The following is a 15,669-nucleotide window of genomic DNA, read 5'->3' as shown; positions in this document are numbered from 1 at the left end:
TCGAGACCGGAAGGCTCTCCCGGAGGCGAGGTGGTCGCGGGGTAGGTTCCTCGCCGTGACCCGAGTCGACTCGATGACGTTCGCGTTCCAGCACGCGGATCTGCTCCGTGCGCGGGCGACGGCGGTGGATTTCGACCCGCATCTGCACGGCACGTATTCGGTCGTGGTCGTCACGCACGGAAGCGCGCACATCTGGTCCCGCCGGTGGAGCGGGATCGTCCGTGCCGGTGAGGTGTTCTTCTTCAACCCGTTCGAGGTGCACGCGGGCCGGAGTGCGGGTGGTTCCGCGCAGTACTGCGTTCTCTACCCATCGGAGGCGTTTCTCGAGAGCTGTACCGCCACGGTCGGGCCCGGCGAGGTCCGAACCATCCGCACCGACGTGGTGGCACGAAGCCGGAGCACCCGTGCGCTGGTCGATGCGCTGTCCGCGCCGGTCGTCGACGATGCGCCGGTCGAGGAATCTCTCCGCCGGGTGCTGCAGGAATGCAGTTTCTCGGTGGAGGCTCCCGCATCGACGCCGATGTCGATCGCGCGAAGGACGTGCCAGCTCATCAGGCGGGACGGCCTGCGCTCGACTCGCACGGACGACCTCGCGCGCGAGATCGGAGTCCATCCCAGCCACCTCGTCCGCTCCTTCACGAAAACGATCGGGATCCCGCCGCAGACCTACGTTCGCCAGGTCCGCGTCGCCAGGGCCCGGGAACTCATCTGCGCCGGGTTCGGGCTGAACGAGGTCGCGCAGATGGTGAACTTCTGCGATCAGCCACACCTCACCCGCGAGTTCAAGAAGGTGTTCGGCGTGCCGCCGGGAGCGCTGTCGCGGGGCGGGTACCGGGGATCCCCGGCGGCAGGCCGCTGAGCCGCGGGAGCGGTGCACATCCTGTTCAAGATTTCGGGGCCGGGGGTGGCCTAGCGTCGACCTGCCCGAAAGGTGGTCACGATGCCGCACCCCAGCAGCAAGCACGTCAGCCGTTTTCCCGATGCCCATGGCTACTACGGAGAGTTCGGGGGTAACCAGTGGCCTCCGCACCTTGGTCCGGTACTCGAGGAACTTGCCGGAGCCTACGAGGAACTGCGGTCCTCGCCGGACTTCCGGCACGAGCTCGACACCGTCCGCGCCGGTCTGCAGGGCCGGCCCACGCCGGTGCATTACCTGAAGAACATCTCGGAGCAGGTGGGTGGCGCCGGGATCTACGTCAAACGCGAGGACCTCAACCACACCGGCGCGCACAAGATCAATCACTGCGTGGGGTTCGCGCTGCTGGCCGGGAAGATGGGCAAGCGGAAGCTGATCGCCGAAACGGGGGCCGGCCAGCATGGCGTCGCACTTGCCAGTGCCGCGGCCCGGTTCGGGCTCGACTGCGAGGTGCACATCGGCGCGGCCGACGTGGACAAGGTGAACGCGAACGTCGGCCTCATCCGCCTGCTGGGTGCGCGGATCGTTCCGGTGTCCGCCGGCCAATCGACGTTGAAGGAGGCCAGCGACTCGGCGCTGCACGCCTACACCGAGCAACACGCCCATGCTCTCTACGCGATCGGTTCGGCCATCGGACCACATCCGTTTCCGATGATCGTCCGGGACTTCCAGTCCGTCGTCGGGCAGGAGGCTCGTGCGCAATTCCTGGCGATCACCGGAGGAACGGCGCCCGACCACGTCGTCGCGTGCGTCGCCGGTGGCTCGAATGCGCTCGGGGTGTACTCCGGTTTCCTGGACGACCCCGAGGTGGCCTTGCACGCGGTCGAGCCGCTCGGGACGAGCGCCCGGCTCGGTCAGCATGCGGCCACCCTGACCTTCGGCCGTCCAGGAACGCTGCATGGGGCCCGGTCGGTGCTCCTGCAGGAGGACGACGGCAGGCCCGCCCCAGTGCGGTCGATCGCCTCCGGGCTCGCCTACCCCGGTGTCGGCCCCGAGATCGCCATGCTGTGCAAAGCCGGCCGATTGTCCGTCGGCACCGTTTCCGACGAGGAAGCAGCCGCCACGTTTCTCCGCATCGCGCGGTCGGAAGGGATCATCCCGGCACTCGAGAGCGCGCACGCTCTCGCATTCGCGATCAGCCTGGCGGCGAACCGGCCGCCGACCGAGCGCATCCTGGTCAACCTGTCCGGCCGCGGCGACAAGGATGCCGACTTCGTACTGGCCGGATACGACAATGGTGAAGCACTCCGGGGCTGACAGCGGCTCCGCACGCGGGTTGGGCGGCCTCGATCGGCCGGTCCGGGTGGGCGGCTGCCGCTGGGCATCTTGACCCACCGACCGTCGACGACGAAGCTGCCCCGCTCGGAGGTGCGGGCATCATCGAGGCGTTCACCGCGGCACAATGGTTCACCGTGCAGGGAGACCTGCCCGGCGACCGGTTCCGACGGCGGCCGCTTTCCGGTTGCCGATGCCGGGTGAGGAGTGGCAGGCGGACGGCAGGGTGCACCGCAGCGCAATCCCGCTCGTGCAGGTTTTCGGCCTGGCAGTGTGTTTTCGGTGTCTGCCGTGGTGCCGTGCCTGCGCGCGGAGCGGGGGATTTCGGCGGCCGCGGCGGCCTGCTGCACGACGGTACTGGCGGGATGGGTGACCGGGATGGCGGGCGGTGCTGTTCACCGCATCCGGGGTGGGGATCGCGGGGCCCTGATTGCACTGACCGTCGTCCGGCCGGGGTCCCCACCGGGCCGCGGCGGCACCGGCGCGGAACCCGCGGTACGCAATCGCGATGTTCTCCGATCGCAGTCCACGGCTGGCGAATCTCGGCTATTTCGGGCACATGTGGGAGCTTTACACGCTCTGGACCTGGCTCCCGGCGTTCCCGCTGGCCGCCGATGAGACGGGCGCGGTAGGAATCTTCGTCTTCCCGCAGACCGCTTCGGCCGCGCACCGACGGCCATGGCGGCCCTTCTGGCCAGCGGCCTGTGCTGTCTGCTGTCTCCCCGGGCTTTGCCGCGCAGCCTGGGTTGCGCGCGGCGTTCTGCATCGTCTGGGGGCAGCCCGATGCATCGGAACCGCGCTGACGGCACCGACGGCCATCGGGTTCGCGCTGACCGTCGTGAGTATCCAGCTGGTCCCCCTGCTGGCAGGGCTGGCCGGTTGGCGCTATGCGTTTCTGTTGCTGGCTCCGGGGCCGTTACACAGCGCGGCGGCAATGCGTGCGTTCGGCGCGCGCCCCCGGTTGTCGCCATCCGGGCCGGCTTGACGCTTTCGGGAGGGCCGGCCGCCGAACCGAACCGAGCGTGCCGTGCCCTTCCGCGCGGACGAGTTTCGCGTTTCCGAAACAGCTAGAGCTCGATGTCGAGATGGTCCTGTACCTGGTATTCGTCGTTCACCAGTGGCATCGCTCTCCATCGGTCGAGCGTCGAGCAGGGGTGCTTGATTCCCATGCCGAGACGGTCGCCGACCAGCAGCGGAGCGTTCGGTGGCACGTGGACGAAGCCATGGTGATCGTTGAGGTGACTGATCCGGATCCCGTCGGCAAGGGCGGCCGGCTCGCCGTTTGCGTGGCGTCGCGAAACGACGATCGGGAGTCCGGCATCCGTACCGGCGTCGCGGCGGCCGAAGTCGCAGATCGCCAGTGCCGGTTCCGGCCGGGAGACGACCGTGGTCCAGACCTCCAGGGCCGGTCTGAGCCGGGGCGGGCCGGCGTCCGGCAGGTCCAGCGGGGATACGCCGCGGTACAGCCCGTGGTCGTGGAACAAGTATCCACCACTGCGCAGGACCAGCTCGAATCCTTCGTCGCGCAGGCCCGCCGAGTCGAAGGCGTCGACGATGAGGTCGAAGAATGCGCTTCCGCCTGCGGACACGATCCGCTCGGCGGGCAGGAGGCCGGCGGCGAAGAGTTCCCGGGCCAGTTCCATGATGCCGCCGGCGAGGCGGCCGACCTCCTGAACGACGCCGGCGCTCCGGGCCGGCCCGATGAGGCCCTCGAAGGTGGCCAGCCCCACCAGCCGGCAGCAGTCGTGCGAGGCGATCAGTGCGGCGAGTTTTCGAGCGTTGTCCGGGCTGCGGACTCCGCACCGGCCTCCGTCGTACCCCACTTCGAGCAAGACCTTCAGCGGACGGTGGCGGGGCAGGGCCCGGTGCAGGAGATCCACGCTCTCGATCGAGTCGACGAACACGTAGAGGTCCGTTTGCCGGTCGCCGTCGGCGAGAACGTCGGCGATCCACTGCAGCCCGGAGCCGTCGGCGACGATCGAGGCGAGGAGGATGCGTTCGGTCTGCCATTCCCGGAGCCTGCTTGCTTGCCAGGCATTGGCGGCAGTCAGGCCCCATGCCCCGGACGAGATCTGGAGCCGCGCGACCTCCGGGGAAAGTGCCGTCTTGCTGTGCGGGGCCAGCCGGACGTCACGTCGTGCGCAGTAATCGGCCATGAGTGCGACGTTGTTCTCCAGCGCGGACGCCAGTACGACCGCAATGGGCGATGGGTGACCATCGGTGAATACGGTGCGGCCCGCAGCGCGCGTGACGAATCGCCGTCCGTGCGGCGGAGACTCTTCGGCGATCGAACCGGACACGGGCAATCTCCTTCGTTCTCGGACGCACCGGCTGAGGCAGCGGGCGCGGGGAGTTCCTTGTCACGGCACCGTACCAGTGCTACGTTCGCATCTCATGACGGACGTCACGAATCTGAGCCACGGAGATGGTGCCCGCCGGGACACGCCCCCGATCGACTGGCTCACGCCGTCGACCCCGCAGAACAGCCTGATCACCGACCTGTGCCTGCTCTACGTGCTCGATCGCGGCGGCTGGCTGCCGACGGCCGCGTACGTCTCCCTGCTGGGTGACCTCGACGTGGTGCCGAGCAGTGCACGCACCGGCCTGCATCGGCTGAGCCGGGGCGGGTTCGTGGAATCGCGGCGGGAAGGGAAGGCGAACGGGTATGCGGTCACGCGGCAGTGGGAAGAGTTCATGCGGATGCGCTACCCCGAGCTGTTCCACGCCGCGAACGACACGGATCCGGTCTCGTGGACCCTGGTCAGCTTCTCCATCCCCGAATCGCGGCGCGCGGACCGGCACTTGCTCCGGAAGACGTTGACGAGACTGGGTTTCGGCAGTCTCGCGCCGGGACTGTGGATTGCGCCGAGCGACGGTACCCGGGTGAACCGCCTCGTGGACCAGCTCGGGGTGGCCGACGAGGTCGATCTGTTCACCGCGAACTACATCGGGGACAGTGATCTCGCCGCGCGCTGCTGGGACCTGCCTGCCCTCGAAGCCCAGTACCGGGAATTCCTGACGGACCTGGACGAAAGCACCACCGGAACGAAACCCTTGACCCCGCGGGAGGCGTTCGCCCGGCTGACCCTGGTGCACAACAAGTGGCGGCTCATCGTGCAGGGCGACCCTCGTTTGCCTGCCTCGGTGCTTCCCCGCGGGTGGGTGGGCCACCGCGTCCGGGACCGGGTGACCGACCTCATCGCCGAGCTGAAAGAGCCTGCCGGCCACCACGTACTGAGCGTTCTCGACGATCGTCCGGCGACCGCCGGACGGAAGAAAGGCGATGCCTCGTGAGCAGACGCGGTAAATGGAGCGTTGCGGTCCTGCTGGCGGTCGCCCTCGGGCTGACCGGGTGCGCCGGAGCCGCGGCCCCGGAAAGCAAGGCGGCGCCGCCGAGTGGTCACCCCGGCGAGCCTGCCGGAAGGCCGATCGCGGTCAGGCTGACCGCTGACCCGGGCAACCTGGACCCGCACACCACCAACCAAGCGGTGGCAAGGGAGGTCGGCTTCTACTTGTACGACACGTTGCTCGCCATGGGCGACGACCACCGGATCGTCAGCGGCATCGCTTCGGCGTGGAAACAGCTTTCCCCGACGAGCTACCAATTCACGGTCACGCCAGGAGTGACCTGCTCGGACGGAACCACCCTGACCGCGAGTGACGTGGCGGCCAACTTCACTCGCATTGCCGACCCCAAGACGGTCGCGCCGTTCGCGGGCGTCTACCTGGGCACGAACAACGTCAAGGCGGCCGCGGACGACTCCGCCGGAACTCTCACGCTGACCTTGCCCTCGCCCAACAGTGAATTCCTGCAGGGCCTTGCGACGTATCCCGGGATCGTCTGCCCGGCCGGGCTGGCGAACCCGGGCAAGCTCAGTCACGAAGCGCACGGGACCGGCCCGTACACGCTCACCAAAGCCGTCCCGGGCAACGAATATGAACTGACCGCGCGGCCCGGCTACTCCTGGGGTCCCGGCGGCCATACGCAGTGGTACACGGAGTCGCCGAAGTCGATCATGCTCAAGGTGGTCGGCAGTGACACCACCGCCGCGAACCTCCTGACCAGCGGGCAACTCGACGTCACGGCTCTGACCGGCTCGAACCGGCAACGCGCGAAGGCAGTCGCGACCAGCTCGCAGGCGTTCAGCCGATCGAACATGATGCTCTACTTCAACCAGAAGCACGGTTCTCCGGTGGCCGACGCCGCCGTGCGAAGGGCGTTGGCCGAGGCGATCGACCGGACCACGCTCCCCAAAGTGGTCCAGGAGGGCTACGCGAAGCCGGCGCCCAGCACGATTCTGGACAGCGCCGACTGCTATGACCTGGCTGCCGGCAACACGATCGCGAAATACGACCCGCAGGCAGCGGCGGCGGCGCTGCGCGGAAAGAACCTCCACGTGAATCTGCTGGCGTCCGGTGACGGTGTCTCCGGTGAATCGGACACGGTGCAATTCCTTGCCGACGCCTGGCGGAAGGCCGGTGTCGACGTCACGGTGAACACGCCGAGCGGCACCAGCGTGGTCCAGACCCTTTTCAGCGGTGGCAACTGGGACGTCGCCATCCTTGCGCAGCTGGGCGTGTCCTCACCGAACCTGTTGCTGCCCTACCATTCCGGCGACGCACCGCCGGCCGGGACCAACTTCAGCTCGATCTCCAATGCGGAGTACGACTCGCTCGCCAAGCAAGCACTGACCGGCCCGGCCGGCACCAGCTGCGCGCACTGGCGCGCGGCCGAAGAGAAACTGAACAACCAGGTCAACGAAATCCCGTTGTACTACGACACTGCCGAGTATTTCGGCAAGAACGTGTCCTTCGAGGTCGGCACCGAAACCGGAACCTCCCTCGTGCCGACCGGCTTCCTGGTGAGCGGCTGATGACGACCACCACACTGGCGCCGGTTTCCCCCGGAGCCCGGCTCACCCCGGTCGTCGTTTCCGTCGCCCGGCGGCTGTGCACCCTCGTCGTGAGCCTGGTCATCCTGTCCGGGGTGGTGTTCCTTGCCCTCCGGGTGGCTCCGGGCGACCCGGCACGCAACGTCGCGGGCATTTCCGCAACCGGACCGCAGGTGGAGCAGATCCGCCGGTCCCTCGGTCTCGACCAGCCGCTGTGGAGCCAGTACACCGGCTACCTTTCCGGTCTGGTGCACGGCGACCTCGGTACCTCGTTCAGCACGAACCAGCCGGTCCGGGCCTTGATCGCGCAACGCCTGCCGATCACGGTCTCGCTGGCCGGGGTGTCGCTCCTGCTGATCGTCGTGGCGAGTGTCGTACTCGGCCTGGCGAGCATTGCGCTCACCAGGCGGCTCGGCAGGCGGTGGGAACGCTCGTTCACCGCGGTGACCGGGCTGGTCGCGTCGATCCCCGACTACGTCGTCGGCACCTACCTCGTCTTGCTGCTGGCCGTGACCACGCGTGTACTTCCCGCCGGAGGCAACGCTTCCGCCGCCGCATTCGTGCTGCCTGCACTGGCATTGGCACTGCGGCCGATCGCGCTCCTCACGCGGATCGTGCGCACGGAGGGACTCGCCGCATTCGACGAGGACTATCTGCGGGTCGCGCGGTCGAAATGGCTCCCGAACCGCATTCTCTACCTCCGTCATCTCCTGCCCAACGTCATCACCGGCAGCCTGACCATCGCCGGCCTGCTGTTCGGTTCGATGCTCGGCGGGACCATCATCATCGAGAGCTTGTTCGCCTGGCCCGGTCTCGGAAATGCCGTCGTCACGGCGGTGCTGAACCGGGATTACCCCACTGTCCAGGGGATTGTGCTCGTGCTCGGCGCCGGGGTCATCGTGATCAACACGCTGGTCGACGTCGTGCTCGGCATCCTGGACCCGAAATCACTGGTGGGCCGGTCATGACCACTTTTCGAGCGCGGATCGGTTCTCTCGGTCCCCGGCAGGTGTTCCTGCTGTTCCTGGTCTTCGGATGGCTGCTGTTTCTTGCCGTCGCACCCGAAGTGCTCGGCAGCATGGCCACCCACCTGGACCCGGCACAAGCCCGGCTCGGCCCGTCGGTGCAGCACCCGCTGGGCACCGACACCTTCGGGCGGGACATTCTGATCCGGACCATCGCTGCGGGGCGCAACAGCATTGCGTTCGCCCTGCTGGCCACCGCCCTCGGCGCGGTGCTGGGCACCGTTGCCGGCGCTGTGGTCAGCGTGCTTCCCCCGGCGTTACGCGGCCTGCTGATGCGCGGCATCGATCTGGCGGTTTCGTTCCCGCCGCTCATCCTCGCGGTGCTGCTGATCGCGATCCTCGGGGTCGGCACGACCAGTGCGGTCATCGCGGTCGCGCTGGCGATCGCTCCCGAGTTCGCGCGCACCGTCGCCACCATCTCCGCCTCGCTGGGCGGCCGGGAATTCATGGTCGCACTGCGGTTGCTGACCGTGCCGCGAGGCAGGCTCATTGCCCGGCACCTCGTGCCCAACATGAGCGCGACCCTGATCATCCTGACGTCGGTCACCGCGAGCGGGAGCCTGATTGCCTTGGCCGGGCTGAGCTTTCTCGGGCTCGGTTCGCCTGCCACCACCGGCGCCGGTGACTGGGGCACCATGCTGACCGCCGGGATTGCGGAGATGTTCGGCAACCCGATCGCCCCGGTCGGTCCGGCAGCCGGCATCGTCATCACCGGGCTGGCACTGAACGCGCTCGGCGAACGTCTCGCTGCGATGGCCGACCCCCGGCGGCGGGGACCCAGCCGCCGAACCGAGCCGGACGCGCGTCCCGTGCGGCAGCTCACCGGGCCTGCCGACGCGAACACCCAGATCGCCGCCGCGAATCTGCGCGTGACCTACGGTCGCGCTGTTGCGGTTGCGGACGTCACCGTGGGGCTGACGCCGGGGGAGCGCTGCGGGATCGTCGGGGAATCGGGCAGTGGCAAGAGCACGCTGGCTCTTGCGCTCGCCGGACTGCTGCCTGCCCGCGCCGGCCTCAGCGCGAGCGCGTTGACGTTCCGGGGCCGGAGCGCGCTCGGCTGCTCCCGCAAGGACGACCCCCGGTTCTTCCGGGTCGCCTATGTGCCGCAGGACCCGAGCACCTCGTTCAACCCGATGCTGCGGGTCGGCACCCAGCTGACCGAAGGACTCCGGCGGCACCGGCACCTCGGCAGGCGGGCCGCGGTCGCGCGGGCGACGAGCGAGCTCGGCCGGGTCGCTCTCGATGCGCCGCAGCAGCGGATGCGGCAACGACCCCATGAGCTGTCGGGCGGGATGCGCCAGCGTGCTCTCCTGGCGATGGCGCTGGCCGGAGATCCCGAACTGCTCATTGCCGACGAACCGACGACGGCGCTCGACGTCACGGTGCAAGCGAGCATTCTCGAGCTGCTCGTGGATCTCAACGAGGAGCGGAACCTCACACTGCTGCTCATTTCCCACGACATCAGCGTGATTGCCCAGGTCTGCCGTCGCGTACTGGTGATGTATCGCGGGACGGTCGTCGAACAGGGACCGGCCGAGACGGTGCTGTCGGCTCCCGCCCACCCCTACACCCGGCAATTGATCAGCAGCGCGCCCGCGATCGACACGCCATTGGGTGCCGCCGAGGACCTCGAGCAAGCCGAGCCGACGCCGGACCTCGACAGCCACGGCTGCCCGTTCCGGCACGCCTGTCCGGTAGCGATGCCGGACTGCGCCTCGTGGGAGCCCCGGCCGCTCCCCGTCACGCCGGACCATTCGAGCGCCTGCTTGCGGGTAGCGGAGAAGTCCGCCCCGCTCACCCGGCGCGGCGGTGTGGCATGACCGGACTCGCGGCAACCGGGCTCGACGTTTCCTACGGTCACCGCCAGTCCCGCCGGCACGTGCTGCACAGCGTCTCGGTCACGGTGGCACGCGGGTCGCGAGTCGGCGTCGTCGGCGAATCGGGGTGCGGCAAGTCGACCCTCGCCCGATCGATGCTCGGCCTCACCCGGATCGACCGCGGCGAAATCACCCTCGACGGCACGGCACTGAACCTGAAGAAGCGGGCAGATCGACGTCGTCTGCACACCACTGCGCAGATGATCTTCCAGGACCCGTACGCGTCGCTGGACCCCCGCCAGAAGGTCGGCTCCGCCCTGCGCGAGGCCCTGCGGTTCGGCCGCTGGGACGAAGCGGCTCCGACGGCTGCCGACTTGCTGGCCATGGTCGCGCTGAATTCCCGGTGCGCGGCCGCCTATCCGCACGAGATGTCCGGCGGGATGCGGCAGCGGGTGGCGATCGCCAGGGCGCTGGCCATGAATCCCCGGTACCTGCTCGCCGACGAAGCCACCTCCGCTCTCGACGTGACCACCCAGGCTTCGATCCTGCGGCTCCTGCGCACGATCAACCAGGACCGCCGGATGGGACTGCTGCTCATTTCCCACAATCTGGCGGTCATCGCCCAAATGACCGACCACGTCTACGTCATGTACCGCGGCAGCGTCGTCGAGCACGGAACGACAACGACCGTTCTCCACGACCCCCAGCACGCCTACACGCGCCGGTTGCTGAGCTCGGTACCCCGGCTCCCGGCCGGCGGCCCCGCGGCCGCAGCGAGAGAAAGCGACGACCATTGATCACCCACCACGACCTGTGCGATCTTGTCCGGACCAGTGCCGAAGCCCTCGACATCGTCGGCGCGCAAGCGGCGGTGCGGCAGGGAGACCAGCTGCGGGAAGCGCAGTGCGGATACGCCAACCTCGGCACCCGGGCTCCGGTCACCGGCCATACGATCTTCCAGGTCGGTTCGACCACGAAGCTCTTCACCGCCGCACTGGCGCTGCGGCTCGCGGATCGGAACGAACTCGACATCGACGTTCCCGTGGCCCGTTACCTGCCGGCCGCCAGGTTCGCCGAGGACAGCGCCGCGCAAGAGATAACGCCACGGCACCTGATGTCCATGAGCAGCGGAATGGACAACGGGCCGTACCGGGACACCGGGTGCGGGGCGGACGCCATCGCCGAATACGTCCGGATCCTCGCCGACATCCCGCTGATTTCCCCGCCCGGCAAGCAGTTCGGCTACAGCAACGCGTCGACGATCGTCCTCGGTCACCTGCTCGAAACGCTCACCGGCCGCAGCTGGGACGACCTGCTCCGGCTGGAGCTCCTCGGCCCGCTCGACATGCGGCATTCCTGCACCAGGCCGGAGGACCAGGTCTACTTCTCGGTCGCCGTAGGGCACGTTCCGCGTGCCGACCCGCCGGAGTTCCGGCGCCCGTGGATTCTGAGCCGGGGCATGGGACCGGCCGGTACGACGCTCTGCGCATCGGCGAGCGAGCTGACCCGGTTCGGGCAGATGATGCTGCGCGAAGGCAAGGGCCCTGGCGGGCACCAGGTTCTTTCTCCCCGCGCCGTCGCGCTCATGCAGGAACCCCAGGTAGCCGTGCCGGCCAAGCTGTTCGCAGACGACTGGGGAGTCGGCGCATACCACCGGAAGTGGAACGGGACGGACCTCTACGGGCATTCGGGAACCAACCTCGGTGGCTCGTCGACGCTGCTGTGGATCCCCGAACACGACGTGACCATCGCGACCACCGTCAACGTGCCGCAGGCGGGATACCCTTTTGCCGCACAGATCTTGCAGGGCGTGGCCGCTCACCTTGGCATGGGCGGGCCGGGCCCGGCCACCGGGCGGCAAGCCGGCGAGGTCGATCCCGACGTATACCGGGGTATCTACCGCAGCTACGGTCAGGAATGGGAGATCCGGGAACGCCCGGACGGCCGGCTGCTGGCCCGGCGGCACCACCTCACCGCCGACAACTTCGAACCCGGCTCGGCCGGCCGCGTCATCGAGGCTTCGCTCGAGGCACTGGGGGACCATCGCTTCCTGCCCGACGCCGACGAGCTGACCGACGACCATCGGTGGGAGCTCGCCTTCGTCCTCGGCCCTGACGGACGTGCCGAATATCTGCTCAACGGCGCGTTCGCGGCACGGCGGGTGGCGCGATGAGCGCGCGGCCGGAATACCCGCAGACCCCCTTGACCCGGCCGACGCGGCGGCCCGAACGGTTCAGCTACGACAAGCACCGGATTCACCGCCTGGTCGACGAGGCGCTCGTCTCCCATCTCGCCTTCGAGGTCGATCACCGGCCGGTGGTGCTTCCGATGACGCACGTCCGGATCGGCGATGACGTGTATCTGCACGGTTCCCCGGGGGCCGGTCCGTTCCGCGGTCTGGAGCGCGCGCCGGCGAACGTCTGCTTGACCGTCACCGTGCTGGACGGCATCGTACTGGGGCGGCGCTACTTCACCCACTCGGTGAACTTCCGCAGTGTGGTCGTCCACGGAGAACTGGGCGCGGTCACCGGCACCGAGGAAAAACTGCGGGTACTCGATGCTCTCCTCGAGCACATCGCCCCCGGACGGGCGCGTGACTGCGAACCGCCGAGCCGCCGGGAGCTCGCCGCCACCGGAATCCACCGGCTCAGCCTTGCCCAGTCGTCGTTCAAGGAACGCACCGGAATGCCGATCGAGAAGGACACCGGCGACACCGACGGCACCGAGCCCGCCGGTGCCTGGTCCGGTGTCGTCCCCGTCAACCTGGCTTTCGGCCCGCCGCAATCCACGGATCCCGCGCCGCCACCGGACTACGTGACCGGCTATGCCCGCCCGCACCCTGGAGCTGCTCGTGCACACGCATGATGACGACCCTCTTTCGCCTTACCTGGGTACCTGGCTGGGTTCCAGCGCCCTGCCCATCGAGGGGGTCGTGCACCTGATCCTGTTCCGCCCCGCCCCGGGCGAACCGGCGGCAGGCTCGGTCGAGGTCGATTCGCTGGGCACCAGCATCCCGCTGTCGGACATTCACGTCGACGGCGCGGCCTGCCATGCCGTCGCCGGCCCGTTGACGCTCATCCTGCGCCGGGAAGGACCCGCGCTCGTCGTGGGGATGACCAGTCCGGTGCTCCCGTCTCTCGAGGCCCGGTGCCTCCGCCGGCGATGGGGGACGCACCAAGCCGGAACCATCCCGTCCGGCGCCCACGACATCGATCCGGAACGCCTGGAGCGCGCGGTGGCCGACGGTGTCCTGCCATGGGTGGACAGTCTGACGGTCGTGCAGGACGGCAGTGTCCTGCTCGCCGGCAGCTACGGAAAGTCCCACGCGAGCCTGCGGTCTCTCCAATCGGCGACCAAGTCGGTCACCAGCCTGCTGATGGGTGCCTTGGTGGCGCGGGGCGAGATCGATGTCGCCGCGCCGGTCGCCCAGTACCTCCGTGGGCAGGCCGGTTCGCGGCTGGTCCGTGCGGGCAAGCAGATCACCCTGCACGAGGTCCTGTCGATGTCGGTGGGTCTCGAGTGGAACGAAACGCAGACCAGTTACCAGGATCCGGGCAACGACGTGGTCCGGATGAACCAGGCCGCCGACTGGGTCGGCTACGTGCTGGCGAAGGAAGTCCGGTCGGCGTTCCCCGAGGGCGTGTTCGAGTATCAGACCGGGCTCACGCTACTGGCCGGCGAAGTCATCCGGTCGGTCACCGGGCAGCCGGTTTCCGAAGCGGCGCGCGAGCTGCTGTTCGAACCGCTTGGCATCGAGAGATACCACTGGATGACCAACGAAAGCGGGACGACCCACACCGGCGGCGGGCTGTGGCTCACCCCGCGTGACTTCGCGAAAATCGGCTGGCTCGTCGCTGATCACGGGCGATGGCACGGTCGGCAGGTGCTGCCGGAGGACTGGGTCGACCGCTGCGTCTCGCCGCAGGCACGCGTCGAAGCCGACTCGACCGCAGTCATCCCGCGTGGATGTGTCGCGTACGGGTATCAATGGTGGTTGCTCTCGACGGTCGTCGGCGAGGACTGCACGGTGGCGAGTGCGAGCGCGCTCGGCCACGGCGGCCAAGTCCTCCACGTGCTGCCCGGCCTCGCCACGGTGGTGGCGATCACGGCACACGACTGGCACGGGGTCGACGAGATCGCCGGGCAGAGCCTCAAACTGCTTCTCGGTAAGGAACGCTGATGTCCACCTCCGCTCGCAGGGACGAGATCTGCATCGCGGGTGTCGCGGAAGCTCCACTGGGCATCGTCACCGATCACTCCGAGCTGTCGATGGCTGCGCTGGCAAGCCGGGCCGCCCTCGACGAGGCCGGGCTGAGCTTCCGTGACGTCGACGGGCTGTTCACCAACTACATGGGTGACGAGGGGACTGTGCAGCTGGGTGAGTATCTCGGCATTTGCCCCGACTACGCGGATTCCAGCGACCTCGGCGGCGCCGCGTTCGATGCCTACGTGCACCACGCGATGCTCGCCCTCGCTGCCGGGCACTGCTCGGTGGCCTTGATCGCTTTCGCCTCACGGCAACGGAGCAAACGCATCCGATCACGTGACGCCGGCGCGCCGGGCTCGCTGATGGCCCAGTTCGAGGCGCCGTACGGGATTCCGGCTCCGCTGGGGCAGTTCGCCCTGTTCGCCGCGCGGCACATGCACGAGTTCGGCACGACCCGGGAACAGCTAGCCGAAATCGCGGTGGCCGCGCGTGGCTGGGCCGCGCTGAACCCGCAAGCGTGGCGCCGGGAACCACTCACCGTCGACGACGTGCTGAATTCGCCACCGGTGTGCGAGCCGCTGACCAAGCTCGATTGCTGCCTGCTCCTCGACGGTGGCGGAGCTGTCGTCCTCACGACCCGTGATCGAGCCCGTGATGCGGCGCGCACTCCGATCAGAGTCCTTGCCGCCACGGAACATCACACCGCCTGGCACATCTCCCAGCACGCAAGTCTCACCGAAACTCCCGGCGTCAGGACCGGACGCGCCGCTTTCGCCATGGCCGGCATCGTCCCCGGCGATGTCGATGTCTTCGAACCCTACGACGCGACGACCATCAACGTCCTGATGGCCTTGGAGGATCTCGGTTTCTGTGCGAAAGGCGAGGGCGGAGAGTTCGTCCGCGACGGACGGCTGGCCCCCGGCGGAGCGCTTCCCTCGATGACCTCCGGTGGCGGGCTTTCCTACAACCATCCCGGCGCATTCGGGGTACAGCTGCTGATCGAGGCGACACGTCAGCTTCGCGGAGACGCTGCCGCCCGGCAGGTCCCCGGCGCGCAAGTCGGGGTGGTCCACGGGATCGGCGGGCTGGGTTCGGTCGCCGCAACGGTGGTGCTGGCCCGTGACTGAGCCGGCGCTCGACGAGCGATTCGAAGACCCGACGACAAAACCGTACTGGGACGGCGCTCGCGCGCAGCGCTTGTTGCTGCAACAATGCTTGCGCTGCGGCAACTTTCAGCTGTACCCGAGGCCGTTCTGCCTTCAGTGCGGCGCCGGCGATCTGGAGTGGGTCGAGGCGGCGGGATCCGGCCGCGTCTACTCGAAGACGACCGTCCACCTCCGTACCGTCGAGCACCTCGACCCGCCTTACGTGGTGGCGCTGGTCGAACTGACCGAAGGGCCACGGATCCTGACGAACATCGCCGGATCTGTGCCCGTAAGTATCGGAGACCGCGTCCGCGTGGCCTGGCGGCACCGTCCGGCTGGTCCGCCGGTCCCGGTTTTCGAGCCACTTCCCCCCGAACCCACGCAGAGGTGAC

14 protein-coding genes are annotated in these 15,669 nt (G+C 68.5%); 13 read left to right on the top strand and 1 reads right to left on the bottom strand.

Annotated features, from left to right (window positions below; all coding sequences use genetic code 11):
- Positions 1 to 55 precede the first annotated feature (55 nt).
- The 3 genes from OO71_RS22095 (at position 56) to OO71_RS46560 (ending at position 3,176) form a co-directional block, all read left to right on the top strand.
- Positions 56 to 859, top strand: coding sequence for a helix-turn-helix transcriptional regulator (locus tag OO71_RS22095; RefSeq protein ID WP_051791873.1), 804 nt, complete (start codon positions 56 to 58; stop codon positions 857 to 859).
- An 81-nt stretch (positions 860 to 940) separates the two neighbouring features.
- Positions 941 to 2,173 (top strand): tryptophan synthase subunit beta, encoded by a 1,233-nt coding sequence (gene trpB / locus OO71_RS22090; protein ID WP_033291745.1) that lies wholly within the window; start codon positions 941 to 943, stop codon positions 2,171 to 2,173.
- A 526-nt stretch (positions 2,174 to 2,699) separates the two neighbouring features.
- Complete coding sequence (locus tag OO71_RS46560; RefSeq protein WP_051791871.1) at positions 2,700 to 3,176, top strand: hypothetical protein; 477 nt, start codon at positions 2,700 to 2,702, stop codon at positions 3,174 to 3,176.
- 82 nt (positions 3,177 to 3,258) lie between these two features.
- Here OO71_RS46560 and OO71_RS22080 read toward each other — a convergent pair whose 3' ends face one another.
- Positions 3,259 to 4,491: an alanine racemase gene (locus tag OO71_RS22080; protein ID WP_033291744.1), complete on the bottom strand. Its 1,233-nt coding sequence runs from the start codon at positions 4,489 to 4,491 to the stop codon at positions 3,259 to 3,261.
- A 94-nt stretch (positions 4,492 to 4,585) separates the two neighbouring features.
- On the opposite strand from OO71_RS22080, the gene OO71_RS47615 reads away from it, so the two are divergent.
- The 10 genes from OO71_RS47615 to OO71_RS22030 are packed head-to-tail and all read left to right on the top strand — an operon-like array spanning position 4,586 to position 15,668.
- Positions 4,586 to 5,485: a PaaX family transcriptional regulator gene (locus OO71_RS47615; RefSeq protein ID WP_051791869.1), complete on the top strand. Its 900-nt coding sequence runs from the start codon at positions 4,586 to 4,588 to the stop codon at positions 5,483 to 5,485.
- A complete protein-coding gene (locus OO71_RS22070; protein ID WP_033291743.1) occupies positions 5,482 to 7,065 on the top strand; it encodes an ABC transporter substrate-binding protein in 1,584 nt (527 codons plus the stop codon). The genes OO71_RS47615 and OO71_RS22070 overlap by 4 nt, the downstream gene beginning before the upstream one ends.
- Entirely contained in the window at positions 7,065 to 8,051 is a 987-nt protein-coding gene (locus OO71_RS22065; RefSeq protein WP_033291742.1) for an ABC transporter permease, read from the top strand. Before OO71_RS22070 ends, OO71_RS22065 begins: the two co-directional genes overlap by 1 nt.
- Positions 8,048 to 9,928: a dipeptide/oligopeptide/nickel ABC transporter permease/ATP-binding protein gene (locus OO71_RS22060; protein ID WP_051791866.1), complete on the top strand. Its 1,881-nt coding sequence runs from the start codon at positions 8,048 to 8,050 to the stop codon at positions 9,926 to 9,928. The genes OO71_RS22065 and OO71_RS22060 overlap by 4 nt, the downstream gene beginning before the upstream one ends.
- A complete protein-coding gene (locus OO71_RS22055; RefSeq protein WP_051791864.1) occupies positions 9,925 to 10,722 on the top strand; it encodes an ABC transporter ATP-binding protein in 798 nt (265 codons plus the stop codon). The genes OO71_RS22060 and OO71_RS22055 overlap by 4 nt, the downstream gene beginning before the upstream one ends.
- Entirely contained in the window at positions 10,719 to 12,098 is a 1,380-nt protein-coding gene (locus tag OO71_RS47610; protein ID WP_051791862.1) for a serine hydrolase domain-containing protein, read from the top strand. Before OO71_RS22055 ends, OO71_RS47610 begins: the two co-directional genes overlap by 4 nt.
- Positions 12,095 to 12,790 (top strand): pyridoxamine 5'-phosphate oxidase family protein, encoded by a 696-nt coding sequence (locus OO71_RS22045; RefSeq protein WP_051791860.1) that lies wholly within the window; start codon positions 12,095 to 12,097, stop codon positions 12,788 to 12,790. The genes OO71_RS47610 and OO71_RS22045 overlap by 4 nt, the downstream gene beginning before the upstream one ends.
- Complete coding sequence (locus tag OO71_RS22040; protein WP_033291741.1) at positions 12,750 to 14,105, top strand: serine hydrolase domain-containing protein; 1,356 nt, start codon at positions 12,750 to 12,752, stop codon at positions 14,103 to 14,105. The genes OO71_RS22045 and OO71_RS22040 overlap by 41 nt, the downstream gene beginning before the upstream one ends.
- A complete protein-coding gene (locus OO71_RS22035; protein ID WP_033291740.1) occupies positions 14,105 to 15,259 on the top strand; it encodes an acetyl-CoA acetyltransferase in 1,155 nt (384 codons plus the stop codon). Before OO71_RS22040 ends, OO71_RS22035 begins: the two co-directional genes overlap by 1 nt.
- A complete protein-coding gene (locus tag OO71_RS22030; RefSeq protein ID WP_033291739.1) occupies positions 15,252 to 15,668 on the top strand; it encodes a Zn-ribbon domain-containing OB-fold protein in 417 nt (138 codons plus the stop codon). Before OO71_RS22035 ends, OO71_RS22030 begins: the two co-directional genes overlap by 8 nt.
- Position 15,669 lies beyond the last annotated feature (1 nt).

The sequence above is a fragment of the Amycolatopsis jejuensis genome (assembly GCF_000717335.1).
GTDB lineage: Bacteria > Actinomycetota > Actinomycetes > Mycobacteriales > Pseudonocardiaceae > Amycolatopsis > Amycolatopsis jejuensis.
The sequence above is the reverse complement of the archived record's forward strand: the minus strand, read 5'-3'. Positions and strand labels throughout refer to the sequence as shown.